Genomic DNA, 16,533 nt, shown 5'->3' with positions numbered 1-16,533 from the left:
TCGCGCCCTATTCACCACCGGGCGCGAATTTCTGCTTCGCCAGCCACACCGCCCCCAGTCTGCCCGCCTGGTTACCCAGCTTGCAGGGGTGGATCGGCACGCGCAGCGCCTCCCACATCTCAAAGGTCTCCAGGTGACGATCGAGCAGCTGGTAAACTTTCTCCTGTTCGCTTATCCCGCCGCCAATCAGCACCGCTTCGGGGTCGAACATGGAGATCACGCTATAGACTCCGCGTGCCAGGAACAGCGCCCACTCGTTAATGGCCTCGCGCAGGTGGACGTCGCTGTCCATACGCTCGAACAGCTCTTTACCGTGCGGCAGCTCGTCGGCAGAGACCGCCAGCGCCTGGCGACAGGCTTTCATCAGGCCGCTGCCGGAGGCGACCTCGTGCATGCACTCGCCGTTGTTGCCGACCGGGATCACGCCAAACTCGCCGGCGTGGAAGTGCACCCCCCGGAACAGTTCACCGTTGACGATGATCCCACCGCCAATGCCCGTCCCCACGGTGATGCAGACGAAGTTTTCGAACGCCTGTCCAGCCCCGCGCCAGCGCTCGCCGAGCGCCGCACAGTTGGCATCGTTTTCCACCACTACGGGCAGATCGGTAAGGGTCGAGAAGAGATCGTGCAGGTTTGCGCCATCCATAAAGTCCAGCGCGCCCGCTTTTGCCGCTTTGCCGGTATGCACGTTGATATGGCCAGGGAAGCTGACGCCGATGCCAGCGATCTCACGATCTTTTTGGTAAGTTTCAACGATTTCTTTCCACGCTTTTTTAAACGACGCTTCATCTTCGGGTGTATCAAACTCATCCGAAGAGAGCTCTTCGCCATGCTCGTCGATCAGGCCATGCTTGATGTGGGTTCCCCCGACATCAAAACCAATAAAGTAGTGCATAGGTATTTCCCTTTTCCGGTTCCTTACGCTTAATTATGGCTCAGGCCGGACGGGAAAACGTAAAGTAAGGTAATACGTGAACGGCGTCGAAAAGCGGCAATCTTTCCGCTGCTTTTTTAACCGCCGCGTCTACCCTTGAAGGACACCCCTGCAAGGAGACGGCCATGACAAACAATCCCCCCGGCAACCGCATCCAGCCTGGCGAATACGGTTATCCTCTTACCTTAAAAGCGCGTTATGAAAACTTTATCGGTGGCGACTGGGTTCCACCCGCTGAGGGCGAGTATTACCAGAACCTGACCCCGGTCACCGGGCAGCCGCTGTGTGAAATCGCCAGCTCAAGCAAGCGTGATATCGATCTGGCGCTGGACGCGGCCCACAAGGCAAAAGATAAGTGGGCGCATACCTCCGTGCAGGATCGGGCAGCCATTTTACTGAAGATAGCCGATCGCATGGAGCAGAACCTGGAGCTGCTGGCGACCGCCGAAACCTGGGATAACGGCAAGCCGATCCGTGAAACCAGCGGGGCCGACGTGCCGCTGGCGATTGACCATTTCCGCTATTTCGCCTCCTGTATTCGTGCTCAGGAGGGTGGCATCAGCGAGGTAGACAGCGAGACGGTGGCCTACCACTTCCGCGAGCCGCTGGGCGTGGTCGGGCAGATTATCCCATGGAACTTCCCGCTGCTGATGGCGAGCTGGAAGATGGCACCTGCGCTCGCCGCCGGGAACTGCATCGTTTTAAAACCCGCGCGCCTGACGCCGCTCTCTGTGCTGCTGCTGATGGAGATTGTTGGCGATCTGCTGCCGCCGGGGGTGATAAACGTGGTCAACGGCGCGGGGGGTGAGATTGGTGAGTACCTTGCCACCTCGAAGCGCATCGCCAAGGTGGCCTTTACCGGCTCTACCGAAGTGGGCCAGCAGATCATGCAGTACGCGACCCAGAACATTATTCCGGTCACCCTCGAGCTGGGCGGCAAGTCACCGAACATCTTCTTTGCCGACGTGATGGATGAAGAGGATGCCTTCTTTGACAAGGCGCTGGAGGGCTTTGCCCTGTTTGCCTTTAACCAGGGCGAAGTCTGTACCTGTCCGAGCCGGGCGCTGGTGCAGGAGTCGATCTACGAGCGCTTTATGGAGCGCGCCATCCGCCGGGTAGAGAGCATTCGCAGCGGTAACCCACTGGATACCGTCACCCAGATGGGCGCGCAGGTCTCCCAGGGGCAGATGGAGACCATCCTGAACTATATCGACATTGGTAAAAACGAGGGAGCGGACGTGCTCACCGGCGGGCGACGCAAGCTGCTGGAGGGCGAGCTGAAAGAGGGCTACTACCTTGAGCCGACCATTCTCTTCGGGCAGAACAACATGCGCGTCTTTCAGGAGGAGATCTTTGGCCCGGTGCTCGCCGTGACCACCTTTAAAACCGTGGAAGAGGCGCTGGAGCTGGCCAACGATACCCAGTACGGGCTAGGGGCGGGCGTCTGGAGCCGCAACGGCACTCTGGCCTATAAGATGGGGCGCGGTATCCAGGCCGGGCGCGTCTGGACCAACTGCTACCACGCCTATCCCGCCCATGCGGCGTTCGGCGGCTACAAGCAGTCCGGCATCGGGCGCGAAACCCACAAGATGATGCTGGATCACTACCAGCAGACCAAGTGCCTGCTGGTGAGCTACTCCGATAAACCGCTCGGGCTGTTCTGAGTCCTGTCGCCGGGCAGCGCACGCTTGCCCGGCCTACGGTGGCTTATATTAACCTTCATTCACCCAAATACGCATTTCACCTTCGCCGCGATTGGCCCAGCTAAACCATGGAATAAACGTCAGGGTCTGTGGCTCGCGCTTAGCAGGTGGCGTGTCGAAATACCACAGCGGTTGCTGCTCCGCCTGGGCGGCTATCTGCTTCGCGCCTTCTACCTGGATAAGCACCTTATGGGCAAATACCCCTTTACCCTCAACAAGTTTGAATTCGCTCTCCTTAGGTAGCCAGACGTTATGCAGCCCCTCGCCGTTATCGGCTTCTTCAAGACAGTAGACCAGCGGACCGCGCTGAATCGCCACCTTACCCGCAACGCTGCGCACCAGCGGATTGCCGTATACGCGACGAACCGGCATCGGCAGCGTAAGCGACAAGGTGTCACCTTCACGCCAGAGTCGATTAAGATGCAGGTAGCCTTTATGCAACTCGCCCTGTACCGCTTCGCCGTTGAGCAAAATTTGCGGATCGCTGCACCACGCCGGCAGGCGCAGGGCCAGCGTATGCTGCACTGGCAGAGGTGAATCAATGCGAACCTCAACGTTCTCCTGCCACGGATAGTTGCCGCTGATCCGCACCCGAAGCGTCTCATCACCCACGGGGATCTCTGCGCTATTGCCGATATAGAGATTGATAAATAGCGCATCAGAGCGGGGGGTATAGATATAGTGACCGATAGAGGCGAGCACGCGGGCAATGTTTGGCGGGCAGCAGGCACAGCCAAACCAGCGCTGGCGAACCGGCTGGATATGATCATAGATATGGTTGAACTTCAGCGACTTGGGCTGCACCTCCAGCGGGTTAACGTAGAAGAAGTGTTTACCGTCGAGCGCCATTCCACCCAGCACGGTATTGTAAAGCGCACGCTCCATCACGTCGGCATACTGGCCGTCGCCCTCCATCTCCAGCATTCGACGGGCAAACATCATCAGCCCGATGGAGGCACAGCTCTCGGCGTAGACGGTATCGTTTGGCAGATCGTAATCGCTGCTGAAGGCCTCTCCCCGGCTCTGTGAGCCTATACCACCGGTAATATAGAGCTGGCGCTGGGCCATATTTTGCCACAGCCGCAGACAGTCCTGGCGAAGACGCTCATTGCCCGAGAGCCGCGCCAGGTGTGCCACGCCGGTCATCAGATAGACAAAACGCACCGCATGACCGATAGCACTCTGCTGCTCTGACAGCGGCAGGTGCGCCTGGCTGTAAGCTTTATCGTTCACCATCCACGCCGTGCCGTGGTTAGGCCAGAACCAGGTGCCGCCGCGCTGAGCAAACTCCTTATCGTAAAAGTGCGGCTGCGTGCCGCGCTGCTCAACGAAGAAATTTACCAGATCGCGATAGCGTGTCTCCTGGGTCACCTCAAACAGGCGCATCAGGGCCAGCTCAATTTCGGGATGGCCATCGTAGCCCTGCAGCTGGTTAACGCCGGGACCAAATACGCTGTCAATATGATCCGCCAGGCGGCAGGCGACCTCCAGCAGGCTGCGCTTGCCGGTAGCCTGAAAATAGGCCACCGCTGCTTCGATCATATGTCCAGCGCTGTATAGCTCATGACATTCGGCAAGGTTGGTCCAGCGCTCGGCAGGCGCTTTTACCGTAAAATAGGTGTTCAGGTAGCCGTCATCACACTGCGCTGCCGCAACCAGGGCAATCACCTCGTCAGCCGTTTTCTCAAGCTCGGCATCGGGTTTCTGGCACAGCGACCAGGCCACGGCTTCCAGCCACTTCGCCACGTCGCTGTCCTGAAAAACCATGCCATAGAACTCGCCCTCGGCGAGGCCAGCGGCAATGCGAAAGTTTTCAATCGCATGACTAGGATCGGCTTCGGAAATACGGTCGTTCAGCGCCTCCCACTGGTAGGGGATCACCACGTCGCGCACCAGTCGCTGGTACTGGCCTAAAAACGGATCGGTAACGTTAAGCTTATGCAGGTCGGTTTCCATAATAGTCATCATACTCTCCTCAGGACTGGACATGACGCTGGCGCAGGTCAGTTGAAATACGCTCCATCATTGGGTTACTCAGCTTGCAGACGCGAACCGCCAGCGCCAGCAGCAGGTGGAACAGGGCAGGCAGCAAGGTTTCCATCGCAGTGATCCCCTGTAACGAGGCGGGGGTCTGATTGCCGGCTCCGGGCTGGTAGGCCACAACAATAAATACCAGGCTGATAATTCCTGCGCTCGAGGCCCAGGCGAGCTTGATAAAGAACAGGTTGAACGCGAAGTTCATGCCCGACGAGCGCACGCCGGTTTTCCATTCGCCGTAGTCATCGGAAAACGCCATCAGGGAGAAGTGCAGCGGTAGCGTAAAGCCAAGGATAATGCCGTTACCAAGAATAACCGTCAGCCACAGCGTCTGATGCTGCGGTCCGCCCGGCAAAAACCACATGCCGACGGCCAGCACGGCCAGCACCAGATTGGTGTAGTAGTAGAGCTTAACGGCATCAATACGACGGGTAAGCGGGTTGACGATAACCGAGCCGAGGATCGAGGCAAAGGTCACCATCGTAAAGAACAGCGAGGTATAGGCCGTACTCCCCTCCAGCACATAGGTGATGAAGTACATGTAGCCTCCGCCCCGCAGATTGAAAACATTGATCAGCAGGAAGGACATCACCAGCATCAATAACAGCTGGTCGTTTTTACGCAACCCAGCCAGATGCTCACGCAGCGTAAACTTGCCCATCAGCGCCAGCGGTACACGCTCGCGTACCCAGAAGAAACAGCACAGGAACATCACAACAGCAACAGCGCACAGCACGCCAACGCCCATCTGGTAACCTCTGGCGGCGCTGCCCTGGCCGAAGAGATCGACCATCCACGGCAGGCCTACCGAGACCAGAAAACCCGCGACGCCACACAGCACGAAGCGCCATGACTGGCAGGAGATGACCTCGCTATGGCGCGTGGTCATGGTATTAATCAGTGCGCAGTAGGGGACGTTAATTGCGGTGTAGCCGACGGAGAGCAACAGATAGGTGCCAAATGCCCAGGCGATTTTTACTCCCATGCTGGCATCCGGCACGGTAAAGGTCAGTACGCCAATGATGCCAATGGGGAGCGCCACCCATAGCTGCCAGGGGCGAAAGCGTCCCCAGCGACTTTGCGTGCGGTCAGCGATTACGCCCATGATCGGATCGGAAATAGCGTCAAAAACGCGCAGGGCGATAAACAGCGTGCCGACCAGCGCCGGGGTTAGACCAAAAACGTCGGTATAGAAAAAGGTGAGAAAATTCATGATCAGGCAGGTGAGCACCGTGCCGCCTGCGTCGCCCAGGCCGTAGCCCACTTTTTCGCGAATCGACAGTTTATCGTCAACCGCACCCTGAGCTATGTCTGTATGGGTAATCGGTGTAGAGGTCATAGATAACTCCTCGTAGGGTGGAGATCTCTTTCTTAGCTATCCGCCCCGCAGGGCAGGCCTGTTATTGGAAATGACCTGATTAATTCTGCCTGTTAAACAGTGGGCAACAAGGCAACGAAGAAGTATAAAAAGATAACGATTCCGACCTGGTGTAGAAAGTGTGAAGCCGATCGGGAAAAATGACACTAATCTATTAATAATCAACAGGAAAAGAGTTTTACGGCGACCTAAAAAGCGGGAATTACCATATCTATGCTTGAATTATCCATAATGCTTCCGGTTAAAGTGCAAAATGGGGGGCTGTTTATCTCCCGCGGCGTTGGCCGACACCCTTCCCGCAGGCTCGACTCCTGGGAGATCATTTTTGTCGAAAAGGGGACGCTGACGATCCGGGAAGAGGGGAGGCTGTTTCAGATTAACGCCGGAGAGAGCCTGCTGCTTTGGCCGCAGCGCAGGCACGTTGGCGTTGAGGATTTTCCGCCGGATCTGAAATTCTACTGGCTCCATTTTGAAGTAAAAGCTGAGGCGGGCAACTCATCGTGGATAACAACGCTATCCATTCCTCAGCATACGAAGATCCGCGAGCCGCAGTATATGATCTCCCTCTTCCGACAATTTTTAAGCGAGCAGGAGAAAATGGCGCGAACGGCAGCGCTTGAATTTATCCTGCTGATGATTCTGCAGCAGATGACCCCTGGGGAACAGCTTAAGGAGGAGAGTAACGACAGCGGCGTTGCCCTCGCCTGGCGAGCACAGCAGCTTATCCGCACCCGTTTTCATCTCCCCCTCTCCACTAGCGCCCTCGCCAGGGAACTACACTGCAACGCAGACTATTTAGGCCGCGTCTATCGTCGCGTTTTTCGCCTAACGCTCACTGAAGCTATTCACCGCCAGCGCGTGCGGGCAGCGGAAAAGCTTTTAATCAGCGATGCCCGCTCGCTTAAAGAGGTAGCGGATCTGTGTGGCTTCAGCGATGTAGGGTATTTCCGGCAGATCTTTCGCAAGCATACTGGCCTGACACCCGCCGTCTGGAAGCGGCGATACTGTAAGGAGCATATTAATTCCTGAACGCTAAGATGCCGGGTGGCGCTGCGCTTACCCGGCCTACGGCTCATGGCCTTTGCCTGGAAGCTCGCAATAAAATGCAACGTTTTGCCCACTAAATAAATCTCTTTTCGTACCGCTTTCCAATCTGGAAATCCTCTGGCAGCTTCCATTTTTGTCATGCGCTATTGTGATCCTGTAGCCAGTAACTGTGTGTATGATGTGTATAATCCGGTGAAGGATAGGGATGTGAAAAGACATTAAACCGGGTACGCTGGCACAGATTTGGCGTCAGGCTGGTTTAAAACTTTAATATGCAGGAGTCTCTATGTTTTATCCGGCTTATATTCATGCCGATGCTGATGGTAGCGCCAGTGGTTTCTTTCCGGATGTGCCGGGCTGTTTCTTTGCTGGCGATACGTTAGATGATGCCTTTCAGGATGCGAAAGCGGCCTTAACGGCACATTTTGAGTTAATTTGTGAAATCGGCGAGACGATTCCAGGGCCCGGATCGATAGAAGCACATCTGAAAAATAATCCTGCTGATTTTACAGACGGGCAATGGTTACTGGTTGATATTAATATCAACCAGTTTGATGGCCGTGCAGAACGAATCAATATTACGTTGCCAAAGCGATTGCTAACGAAAATTGACCATTTTGTTCGTGAGCATCCCGACTACAGCAACCGAAGCGCCTTTCTGGCTGAGGCTGCCAGACGCGTGCTGCCAGGCCGCTGAATCGCCGGGCAGCGCACGCTTGCCCGGCTTACAACGGTGTTAATTAGCTCGCTCTTGCCAGGCTATCTCCACCTCTTCGGCGAGAATTTTCACCCCGGCTTCGATTTTTTCCGGGTCCGGCACGTAGTTCATGCGCATGCACTGGTGGGTGTGCGGCCAGGGCTTGTCGAGACCTGGGAAGAAGTAGTCGCCGGGCACCATCAGCACGCCGCGTTTCTTCAGACGCTGATAGAGCAGTTCGGTAGTGATCGGCAGGTCTTTAAACCACAGCCAGAGGAAGATAGCCCCCTCGGGCTTGTGAATAAGACAGCGCTCCTCCGGCAGATAGCGACGCAGCGTGGCCATCGTCTCCTGCACCCGCTGGTAGTAGAACGGCTTGATTACCGTCTCCGACAGGCGCAGCAGGTCGTTGCGTTTGATCATCTCGCACATCATTGCCGGGCCAATCCCGCCGGGAGCCAGGCTGATGATGCCGTTCATGTTGCGGATCGCCGAGATGGTCTGCTCATTAGCAATAATAATGCCGCAGCGGCTGCCGGGCAGGCCCAGCTTGGAGAGGCTCATGCAGAGAATGGTGTTCGGGTTCCACAGCGGGCGCGCCTCGCTGAAGATAATCCCCGGGAAGGGCACGCCGTAGGCATTATCGATCACCAGCGGGATGCCGTGCTGGTTTGCCAGGGCGTCCAGCTTGATCAGCTCCTCGTCAGTAATAACGTTGCCGGTTGGGTTGGTCGGCCGGGAGACGCAGATCATGCCGGTCTCTTCGCCAATGTGCAGATGCTCAAAGTCGACGTGATACTTAAACTGACCGCCCGGCAGCAGCTCAATATTTGGGCGAGCAGAGACAAAAAGATCCTCCTCCAGCCCGGAATCCGCATAGCCGATATACTCCGGGGCCAGCGGGAACAGCACCTTCCTGGTGGTTCCATCGGCGCGGCGGCCAGCAAACAGATTGAACAAGTAGAAAAACGCGCTCTGGCTGCCGTTAGTCAGTGCAATATTCTGTGGTGCAATATCCCAACCTAGCGTAGTGCGCAGCATGTCCGCCAGCGCGACCAGCAGCTCGGACTTCCCCTGCGGACCGTCATAATTGCACAGCGCATCAGTGGCTTTGCCTGAGGCAAGCATCTCCGCCAGCAGCTTCTGGAAGTAGTCGGTCATCGCCGGGATCTGCGCCGGGTTGCCGCCGCCTAACATAATTGCGCCAGGCGTGCGCAGGCCGTCGTTGAGATCCTCCATCAGGCGCGTAATGCCTGAGTGGCGGGTAAATTTGTCGCCGAAAAGTGAAAATGTCATAGCAGGTGTTCTGTCGGTCTGATTTTAAAATTTGCACACCTTAACGCTAGCGCAGGCGCGGTGCAAATCGCTGGCCTGGCCGCGCTTTGTGTTTTTATGCTAAAGACAGTCTCACCGCCAGACGTTAATTCTGTTTCCCTGCCCACACCACCATAATTTTATCTGTGCCGTTTTCACGCATAAATCCGCTGCCCTGGGCCAGCTCCAGCGACGACTGTTTACCTGCCCCCACGGCAGGGTGACGCGCGCGGAACTGCCCGAGCTTCTGCCAGTGCGCCACGGTTGCCGCTGACTGACCGCTTACATCCTGCCAGTTCATATCCGAGCGGGTGCCCTGCAGCGGGTCGGAGCCGGTGGGGCCGAAAGGTCTTGCCGACTCATCGCCATAGAAGATCTGTACCGCACCGGGGGCCAGCAGCAGCAGCTCGGCGGCCCGCTGCCCACCTTCGCGGAACAGGCGGGTATCGTGAGAGGAGAGGTAGCTCAGCACGTTAAAATCCTGCAGTTTGTCGGCCATCTGCTGCCAAATCGGCACTATATTTGCCAGACAATCGCTGGCTTTGGCCGCCTGCTCCTGATAATCAAAGTTGATCATCGCATCGAAGCCATGGCGATAGTATTCGCTCTGCATCACGCCGTGGCCCCAGGCCTCGCCGGTCATCCAGAACGGCGCGTCGTCGCGTTTTTTATCCGGGTTCGCCTGCTTCCACTCTGCCAGGGCCGCCGTTGCCTCGGACTTAAGCTGCTGCCACGCGGCCATCTCAACATGCTTAGCGGTATCTACCCGGAAACCGTCGATGCCATACTCGCCTACCCACTGGCTTAGCCAGTGGGTTAGATAGTCGCGCGGCGTAAAGCCGGGGATCTCTTTGGCCCGCGTGTCGGGCTTATGTTGATAGAAAACCGGCAGGCCAGACGGGGTAGTGGATTCAGTTTTGATATCCGGTAGGAATGCGAGAGACATGGTGAGATCGTCAAAGCCAGGGCTGTCATAGTCGCCAATGTCGGTGCGGATCCAGTTCTTGCCCCACCACCTCTCCCACGCCGCTTTATCGCTAAAGTTAATGTAGTCATTAAAGCTGTGCCAGTTTTGTCCGGCGGCGGGTTTCCAGTCCGTCCACCTTTCACCGAGGAGTTTCTGTCGCTCCTCGCCCTGCAAATAGAGCGCGCCGAACTGGTAGGTCTGCATATCCGCCAGCGTGGCATAGCCGGTATGGTTCATTACCACGTCCAGTAGCACACGAATACCGCGCTGGTGCGCGCCGTCGACCAGCGCGCGCAGATCTGCCTCACTGCCCATGTTGGCATCCAACGTCGTCCAGTCCAGGGTGTAGTAGCCATGGTAGGCATAGTGCGGGAAGTCGCCTTTGGTGCCGCCGCCTACCCAGCCGTGGATCTGCTCAAAGGGTGCGCTGACCCACAGCGCGTTAACCCCCAGCCCGGCGAGGTAGTCCAGCTTGCTGGCTAGCCCCTTCAGATCGCCGCCGTGAAAAGTAGCGATCTCCTGCATACCGTCCTTATGGCGGCCATAGCTGTTGTCGTTGGCCGGATCGCCGTTGACGAAACGGTCGGTAAGAACGAAGTAGACGGTGGCGTTGTGCCAGTTAAACGGCGCATCCGCAGGCGCATCGGCCTGCTCAAGCAGCAGCAGACCACCGCTGTTAGCATCGGGTTGGAGCGTGATTTTCCCTTCGCTCACCGTGGCCACCTGCTGGCTATAGAAGTCACGCACCTGGCTGCCTTCGGCAAAGGTTTTGCTGACGTCCACCGTCAACGGCGTGCCGTTCCACACCGGACACTGGCGCACGGTGGCGGCGCTGGCCTCCGCCTCGGGCGGGGCGGCTACCGTCAGCATCAGCGTTGGCGTACCCGAGCGGGTATCTATCTGTAGCGCGTAGTCGCCGTCGCGAAAGATGCGCCACTGCGGCGCATCACCGGTGCAGGGCTGAAGCGATAGCATCTGGTTGAGCTTAGGGGCAGTGGCAGGCTGCCAGCACGCATTGTCACTTTTTAAGGTGAGCGGAGTGGTACCCTTTTTGAACGTGGCCTCACTGTGATAAACCCCACTGCCGGTAGCGCTGAACGCGGGAAAGCCGGGCGCGGTCCATTCGGACCAGGCGGTGATGGGCAGCAGTAAAAGCGCAAGGGCACAGCGTTGCATAGTGGCATCCTCTTCAGGGTTTCCCTCAGTGTGCCACCCGTTGTGCTGGGCAAACTCATCCCTGACGGGCGTTTGCCAGGGTGGAGGTCAAAGGCTGAGCGATCTGCGCCACATTTAGGGGGAAGTTTGTGATAAGCCACACAATTTTTGACTATTTTGTATGCTGTAGATCCATTCGGCTGATGACACCAATTAGGAAATGGACTATTTCTTAGAGTGCTCGCAAGGGGTATTTTTGATACAATTTGAGATTCCGCTCTCAAAATCTTGTAAAAATAAGGTGTTGGAATGCATCAATCCGACCAGGAGACCTAATGATATCGACTCCCATTCGACGATATGGGGCTGCGATACTCATGTTACTCACCGCGGCATTTTCAGGTGAGGTGATTGCGAAAACGCACGCACAGACAACGAGTTACAAAGCCCACACAAGCAGCCATAAGCACAGTAAAACGTTAAGCAGTAGTAAAAAGGTTAGCAGTAAAACGATTAGCAGTAAAAAAGTTAGCAGTAAAAAAGTTAGTAGTACGCTGGCAAGCAGTAAACAAGAGTATTCTCGCAATAGTGCAAAGAGCAGTTCACTTCCTGATTTGCGAAAATACCCTTCCGGAACACCAAGGAAAAAGGCGTTTCTCCGGACGGTTATGCCCTACATCACTAGCCAAAATGCTGCCATTACCGCTGAGCGCAACTGGCTGGTGTCTAAACAGTACGACAATCGCTGGTCGCCGACCGAGCGTGCGCGTCTGAAAGACATTGCTAAGCGTTACAAGGTGAGCTGGTCGGGTAACACCCGCCGCATCCCATGGAATACGCTGCTGGATCGCGTCGACATTATCCCTGACAGCATGGTTGCCACTATGGCGGCGGCCGAAAGCGGCTGGGGAACGTCGAAGCTCGCGCGCAGCAACAACAACCTGTTCGGCATGAAGTGTGCGAAAGGCCGCTGTAACAACGGCCCCGGCACGGTGAAAGGGTACTCTCAGTTTGACTCTGTGAAAGAGTCAGTGAGCGCCTACGCGACAAACCTCAACACCCACCCGGCGTACGCATCGTTCCGTAAATCCCGTGCGCAGCTGCGCAAAGCGGATCAGGAAGTGACGGCCAGCACCATGATCCACAAGCTCAGCGGCTATTCGACGCAGGGCCAGCGCTATAACAACTACCTGTTTGCCATGTATCAGGACAATCAGCGGTTGATCGCAGCGCATATGTAATTTAATGCCGGGTGGCGCGTCGCTTACCCGGCCTACATTTCTATATCACGATCTCGCTATAGCGATCCCGGTAATCCTTCGGCGTGCTGCCGTACTCCTTCTTAAACACCGAATAGAAGTATTGCAGCGACGGGTAGCCGCACATCTGCGAAATCTCGTTAATCGACAGCGAGGTTGAGATCAGCAGGCTGCGCGCCTTCTCCAGCTTCTCTGCGTGGATCATCGCGTGAATGGTCTCACCTACCTCCTCCTTAAAACGCTTCTCCAGGTTCGAGCGCGAGATCCCTACCGCATCCAGCACCTGATCGACCTTAATGCCTTTGCAGGCGTGATTGCGAATGTAGTGCATGGCCTGGATCACCGCCGGGTCGTTGAGCGACCGATAGTCCGTTGAACGCCGGGCCACTACCCGCACTGGCGGCACCAGCAGCCGCTGGAGGGGCATCGCTTCGTTATCCAGCAGGCGATGCAGCAGCTTTGCCGCCTGGTAGCCCATCTGCCGCGTGCCCTGCGCCACAGACGAGAGCGCTACCCGCGACAGATAGCGGGTCAGCTCCTCGTTATCAATGCCAATGACGCACAGCTTCTCCGGGACCGGGATATGCAGATGCTCGCATACCTGCAGCACGTGGCGGGCACGGGCGTCGGTCACGGCGATAATGCCGGTCTGCGGCGGCAGGGTTTGCAGCCAGTCGGCGAGACGGTTCTGGGCGTGCTGCCAGTTCTCCGGGGCCGTCTCCAGCCCCTGGTAGACCACGCCGCGATACTTCTCCTGCGCGACCAGCTGGCAAAAGGCGTACTCCCGCTCCGCCGCCCAGCCTTTGCCGCTGGAGGTGGGCAGGCCATAGAAGGCGAAGCGGTGCACCCCTTTCTCTTTCAGATGCAGAAAGGCGCTCTCGACCAGGGCGTAGTTATCCGTGGCGATATAGTGCACCGCCGGATAGTCCTCTGGGCGATGGTAGGAGCCGCCTATGCCGACGATGGGAACATCCACGTCGGCCAGTACGCGTTCGATCTCGCCGTCGTCGAAGTCGGCGATGACCCCATCCCCTAGCCACTCTTTGATATTGTCGAGGCGGATGCGGAAATCCTCCTCAATAAAGATATCCCACTCTGATTGGGAAGCCTGGAGATATTCTCCTACGCCTTCAACAACCTGGCGATCGTAGGCTTTATTGGCGTTAAACAGCAGCGTGATGCGATGGCGCTTGGCAAACATGTTGATCTCTTCCTGATAAATCACCGTTTTTGATTATCACATTCAGCACAAAGCCGGAGAGATTTTCCCCGGCAGTGTGATCATCCCTGTAATTTCTCCGCTATGTGCGGCGTTTTGTGGCAGAGTCCATCCACACCGCCAGCAGCAAAATAGCGCCCTTGACGATGTACTGCCAGAAGGTCGGGACGTCCATCATGCTCATGCCGTTATCCAGCGAGGCCATAATAAAGGCCCCCATCACCGCGCCCGCCACGCTACCGACCCCGCCCGCGAGGCTGGTACCGCCGATAACACAGGCGGCGATAGCGTCCAGCTCGGCAATATTCCCCGCCGACGGGGAGCCTGCGCCGAGGCGCGAACTGAGGATCAGCCCGGCGATGGCCACCATCAGCCCGTTGATAGCAAACACCGCCAGCTTGGTGCGCTCGACGTTGATCCCCGACAGGCGCGCCGCCTCAATGTTACCGCCGATGGCGTAGATCCGCCGCCCGAAGGCGGTGCGGGTGGCCATAAACATCCCCGCCAGCAGCAGGAACACCAGCAGCAGCACCGGCGTTGGCACGCCACGGTAGTCGTTGAGCAGCCAGATTGCCCCCAGCACCACCACCGCTATCAGCGCCTGCCTGCCGACCACCATCGTGGAGGCCGACGTTGCCAGTCCCAGCGACTGACGGCGTAACCGCCCGCGCCACTGCCAGAGCACAAACAGTACTAGTCCCAGGGCACCGACGCCAAAGCCAAACCCGTCCGGCAGGTAGCTCTGGCCAATCTGCGACATCGCCGCGCTGGTGGGCGAGACGGTGGTGCCGTTGGTGATGCCAATCAGCACGCCGCGAAACGCCAGCATCCCCGCCAGAGTGACAATAAACGACGGCACCTTGCGGTACGCCACCCACCAGCCGTTCCAGGTGCCCAGCAGCAGCCCCAGGACCAGCGTTACCGCGACGGTAAGCGGCAGCGGCCAGCCCAGCCAGACGTCAAAAATCGCCGCCGCGCCGCCCAGCAGGCCCATCATTGAACCCACGGAGAGGTCGATCTCGGCAGAGATAATCACAAACACCATCCCCACGGCGAGGATGCCGGTGATGGCGGTCTGGCGCAGCAGGTTAGAGATGTTGCGCGCGCTCAGATACGAGCCGTCGGTCATCCAGGTAAAGAAGAGCATGATTGCCACGATGGCGGCAATCATGACAAAGACCTGGAGATTGAGAGATTTTAGCCCGCTAAAGGCCCCGGGAGCCGGGGAGGCGAGCTTAAGTTCAGACGGATTGCTTTTCGACATGATGTTCGCTCCTCAGCGCCGCTTCCATAACCTGTTCCTGGGTCAGATGGTGATTTATGAGATTGGCCTTGAGCTGGCCTTCATGCATCACCAGCACCCGATCGCTCAGCCCCAGCACCTCTGGTAGCTCGGATGAGATCACGATGACGGCAATGCCCTGCTGTACCAGCTGGTTAATCAGCTTGTAGATTTCATACTTTGCGCCGATATCGATCCCGCGTGTGGGTTCGTCAAGGATCAGAATGCGCGGATTGAGCAGCAGGCAGCGGGCCAGAATCGCCTTCTGCTGGTTGCCGCCGCTGAGGCGGCCAATCGCCAGCTCCGGCGAAGAGGTTTTAACTTTCAACCGTTGAAGTGACTGCAAAATACATTGCTGCTCTGCGGCATCGTCAAGGGTGCTGAGCGTGCCGGAAAACTGATCCAGCGCCGCCAGGGTAATATTCTTGCCAACGGCCATCACCGGCACAATGCCATCTCTTTTCCGATCCTCTGGCACCATGGCGATCCCGTGGGCAATGGCCTGCTGGCAGTTGCTTATCTTCACCGGCTGCCCGTCGATAAACACGCTGCCTTCGTAGCGGCCTGGCCAGATGCCAAACAGACACTGTACGGCCTCGGTGCGCCCGGCCCCCACCAGCCCGGCAATGCCTAAGATCTCCCCGCGTCGCAGGGAGAAGGAGACGTCGTTGACCCGCTTAATGTGCCGGTTAACCGGATGCCAGGCGGTGAGGTGCTCCACGCGCAGGATCTCATCCCCCGCCGTATGCGGCTCGCTCGGGTAGAGCGCGGTCAGTTCGCGGCCCACCATCATGGTGATAATGGCGTCTTCGCTCATGCCCGCCGCGTCGCGCATTCCCACCGGCTTGCCGTCGCGGATCACGCAGATAACGTCGGCAATCTCCTTTACCTCGTTCAGCTTGTGTGAAATGTAGATGCAGGCGATATCGTGATTTTGCAGGTCGCGGATGATATCCAGCAGCACCGCCGTCTCCTGCTCGGTCAGGGAGGCGGTAGGCTCGTCGAGGATCAGCAGCCGCACCTGCTTGTTGAGCGCCTTAGCAATCTCAACCAGCTGCTGCTGCCCTAAACCCAGATCACCCACTCGGGTATCCGGTGAGATGGCGAGGCTGACCTGCTTAAGCAGCTTGTCGCAGCGCAGCGTCATGGCGTCATAGTCCATCACCCCGTGGTGGGTCAGCTCCGCGCCAAGAAAAATGTTCTCCAGCACCGTCAGGTGCTTAACCAGCGCCAGCTCCTGGTGAATGATGGCAATACCCCGGCGTTCGGTATCGCGGATATGGCTGGCGATGAGCGGCTCACCGGCAAAGAGGATCTCGCCATCGTAGCTGCCGTGTGGATAGATGCCGCACAGCACCTTCATTAAGGTAGATTTGCCCGAGCCGTTTTCACCGCACAGGGCCAGCACCTCGCCGGCGTTGAGCGCCAGGCTTACGTTATCGACGGCTTTTACCGCGCCGAACGCTTTGGTGATGTTTTTCATTTCCAGTAAATAAGGCATACCTGCTCCGCGTGAATCGTTGGAATAACAGTGCCTGAGG

General features: G+C 57.5%; 12 protein-coding genes. 4 read left to right on the top strand and 8 right to left on the bottom strand.

Translation table 11 applies throughout. The features are described from left to right. Positions 1 to 7: 7 nt before the first annotated feature. Positions 8 to 895: an ROK family protein gene (locus WFN61_RS18040; protein ID WP_337039021.1), complete on the bottom strand. Its 888-nt coding sequence runs from the start codon at positions 893 to 895 to the stop codon at positions 8 to 10. 164 nt (positions 896 to 1,059) lie between these two features. Here WFN61_RS18040 and aldB point away from each other — a divergent pair, with 164 nt between their 5' ends. Next, on the top strand, positions 1,060 to 2,598 hold the full coding sequence (gene aldB, locus WFN61_RS18035) for an aldehyde dehydrogenase AldB (RefSeq protein ID WP_238082423.1): 1,539 nt from the start codon (positions 1,060 to 1,062) through the stop codon (positions 2,596 to 2,598). 48 nt (positions 2,599 to 2,646) lie between these two features. Here aldB and WFN61_RS18030 read toward each other — a convergent pair whose 3' ends face one another. Then, a complete protein-coding gene (locus WFN61_RS18030; protein WP_312275012.1) occupies positions 2,647 to 4,602 on the bottom strand; it encodes a glycoside hydrolase family 127 protein in 1,956 nt (651 codons plus the stop codon). 10 nt (positions 4,603 to 4,612) lie between these two features. Continuing rightward, positions 4,613 to 6,013: an MFS transporter gene (locus WFN61_RS18025; RefSeq protein WP_337039020.1), complete on the bottom strand. Its 1,401-nt coding sequence runs from the start codon at positions 6,011 to 6,013 to the stop codon at positions 4,613 to 4,615. 252 nt (positions 6,014 to 6,265) lie between these two features. On the opposite strand from WFN61_RS18025, the gene WFN61_RS18020 reads away from it, so the two are divergent. Both WFN61_RS18020 and WFN61_RS18015 read left to right on the top strand, forming a co-directional pair. After that, positions 6,266 to 7,081: an AraC family transcriptional regulator gene (locus WFN61_RS18020; RefSeq protein ID WP_257758783.1), complete on the top strand. Its 816-nt coding sequence runs from the start codon at positions 6,266 to 6,268 to the stop codon at positions 7,079 to 7,081. A 304-nt stretch (positions 7,082 to 7,385) separates the two neighbouring features. Further along, positions 7,386 to 7,796: a type II toxin-antitoxin system HicB family antitoxin gene (locus tag WFN61_RS18015; protein WP_144818486.1), complete on the top strand. Its 411-nt coding sequence runs from the start codon at positions 7,386 to 7,388 to the stop codon at positions 7,794 to 7,796. 39 nt (positions 7,797 to 7,835) lie between these two features. On the opposite strand, the gene avtA is transcribed toward WFN61_RS18015, so the two are convergent. Then, positions 7,836 to 9,092 (bottom strand): valine--pyruvate transaminase, encoded by a 1,257-nt coding sequence (avtA, locus tag WFN61_RS18010; protein WP_144818488.1) that lies wholly within the window; start codon positions 9,090 to 9,092, stop codon positions 7,836 to 7,838. A gap of 124 nt (positions 9,093 to 9,216) precedes the next feature. Continuing rightward, the gene (locus tag WFN61_RS18005) at positions 9,217 to 11,253 is read right to left on the bottom strand and encodes an alpha-amylase (protein ID WP_312235099.1); all 2,037 of its coding nucleotides are present in this window, start codon (positions 11,251 to 11,253) and stop codon (positions 9,217 to 9,219) included. A 314-nt stretch (positions 11,254 to 11,567) separates the two neighbouring features. Here WFN61_RS18005 and WFN61_RS18000 point away from each other — a divergent pair, with 314 nt between their 5' ends. Continuing rightward, positions 11,568 to 12,473, top strand: coding sequence for a protein bax (locus tag WFN61_RS18000; RefSeq protein WP_312632928.1), 906 nt, complete (start codon positions 11,568 to 11,570; stop codon positions 12,471 to 12,473). A gap of 40 nt (positions 12,474 to 12,513) precedes the next feature. Here the strand turns inward: WFN61_RS18000 and xylR are convergent, their stop codons facing one another. The 3 genes from xylR to WFN61_RS17985 all read right to left on the bottom strand — a co-directional run bounded on the left by xylR (position 12,514) and on the right by WFN61_RS17985 (position 16,493). Then, the gene (xylR, locus tag WFN61_RS17995) at positions 12,514 to 13,692 is read right to left on the bottom strand and encodes a D-xylose utilization transcriptional activator XylR (RefSeq protein WP_257758779.1); all 1,179 of its coding nucleotides are present in this window, start codon (positions 13,690 to 13,692) and stop codon (positions 12,514 to 12,516) included. Between the two features lie 100 nt (positions 13,693 to 13,792). Then, positions 13,793 to 14,974, bottom strand: a complete 1,182-nt coding sequence (gene xylH, locus WFN61_RS17990; protein ID WP_144818496.1) for a xylose ABC transporter permease XylH — start codon at positions 14,972 to 14,974, stop codon at positions 13,793 to 13,795. Further along, the gene (locus tag WFN61_RS17985) at positions 14,952 to 16,493 is read right to left on the bottom strand and encodes a xylose ABC transporter ATP-binding protein (protein WP_337039019.1); all 1,542 of its coding nucleotides are present in this window, start codon (positions 16,491 to 16,493) and stop codon (positions 14,952 to 14,954) included. The genes xylH and WFN61_RS17985 overlap by 23 nt, the downstream gene beginning before the upstream one ends. Between the last annotated feature and the right edge of the window lie 40 nt (positions 16,494 to 16,533).

This window comes from Pseudescherichia sp. AS216, assembly GCF_037152055.1.
Classification (GTDB): domain Bacteria; phylum Pseudomonadota; class Gammaproteobacteria; order Enterobacterales; family Enterobacteriaceae; genus Pseudescherichia.
This window is presented reverse-complemented; position numbering and strand designations above follow the sequence as displayed.

What these genes read in the sequence shown, in the direction of transcription:
- WFN61_RS18020 (WP_257758783.1), top strand. Translation starts at nt 6,266, where the DNA reads ATGCTTGAATTATCCATAATGCTTCCGGTTAAAGTGCAAAATGGGGGG.
- avtA (WP_144818488.1), bottom strand. Translation starts at nt 9,092, where the DNA reads ATGACATTTTCACTTTTCGGCGACAAATTTACCCGCCACTCAGGCATT.
- WFN61_RS18015 (WP_144818486.1), top strand. Translation starts at nt 7,386, where the DNA reads ATGTTTTATCCGGCTTATATTCATGCCGATGCTGATGGTAGCGCCAGT.
- WFN61_RS17985 (WP_337039019.1), bottom strand. Translation starts at nt 16,493, where the DNA reads ATGCCTTATTTACTGGAAATGAAAAACATCACCAAAGCGTTCGGCGCG.
- WFN61_RS18005 (WP_312235099.1), bottom strand. Translation starts at nt 11,253, where the DNA reads ATGCAACGCTGTGCCCTTGCGCTTTTACTGCTGCCCATCACCGCCTGG.
- WFN61_RS18025 (WP_337039020.1), bottom strand. Translation starts at nt 6,013, where the DNA reads ATGACCTCTACACCGATTACCCATACAGACATAGCTCAGGGTGCGGTT.
- xylR (WP_257758779.1), bottom strand. Translation starts at nt 13,692, where the DNA reads ATGTTTGCCAAGCGCCATCGCATCACGCTGCTGTTTAACGCCAATAAA.
- xylH (WP_144818496.1), bottom strand. Translation starts at nt 14,974, where the DNA reads ATGTCGAAAAGCAATCCGTCTGAACTTAAGCTCGCCTCCCCGGCTCCC.
- WFN61_RS18000 (WP_312632928.1), top strand. Translation starts at nt 11,568, where the DNA reads ATGATATCGACTCCCATTCGACGATATGGGGCTGCGATACTCATGTTA.
- WFN61_RS18030 (WP_312275012.1), bottom strand. Translation starts at nt 4,602, where the DNA reads ATGACTATTATGGAAACCGACCTGCATAAGCTTAACGTTACCGATCCG.
- WFN61_RS18040 (WP_337039021.1), bottom strand. Translation starts at nt 895, where the DNA reads ATGCACTACTTTATTGGTTTTGATGTCGGGGGAACCCACATCAAGCAT.
- aldB (WP_238082423.1), top strand. Translation starts at nt 1,060, where the DNA reads ATGACAAACAATCCCCCCGGCAACCGCATCCAGCCTGGCGAATACGGT.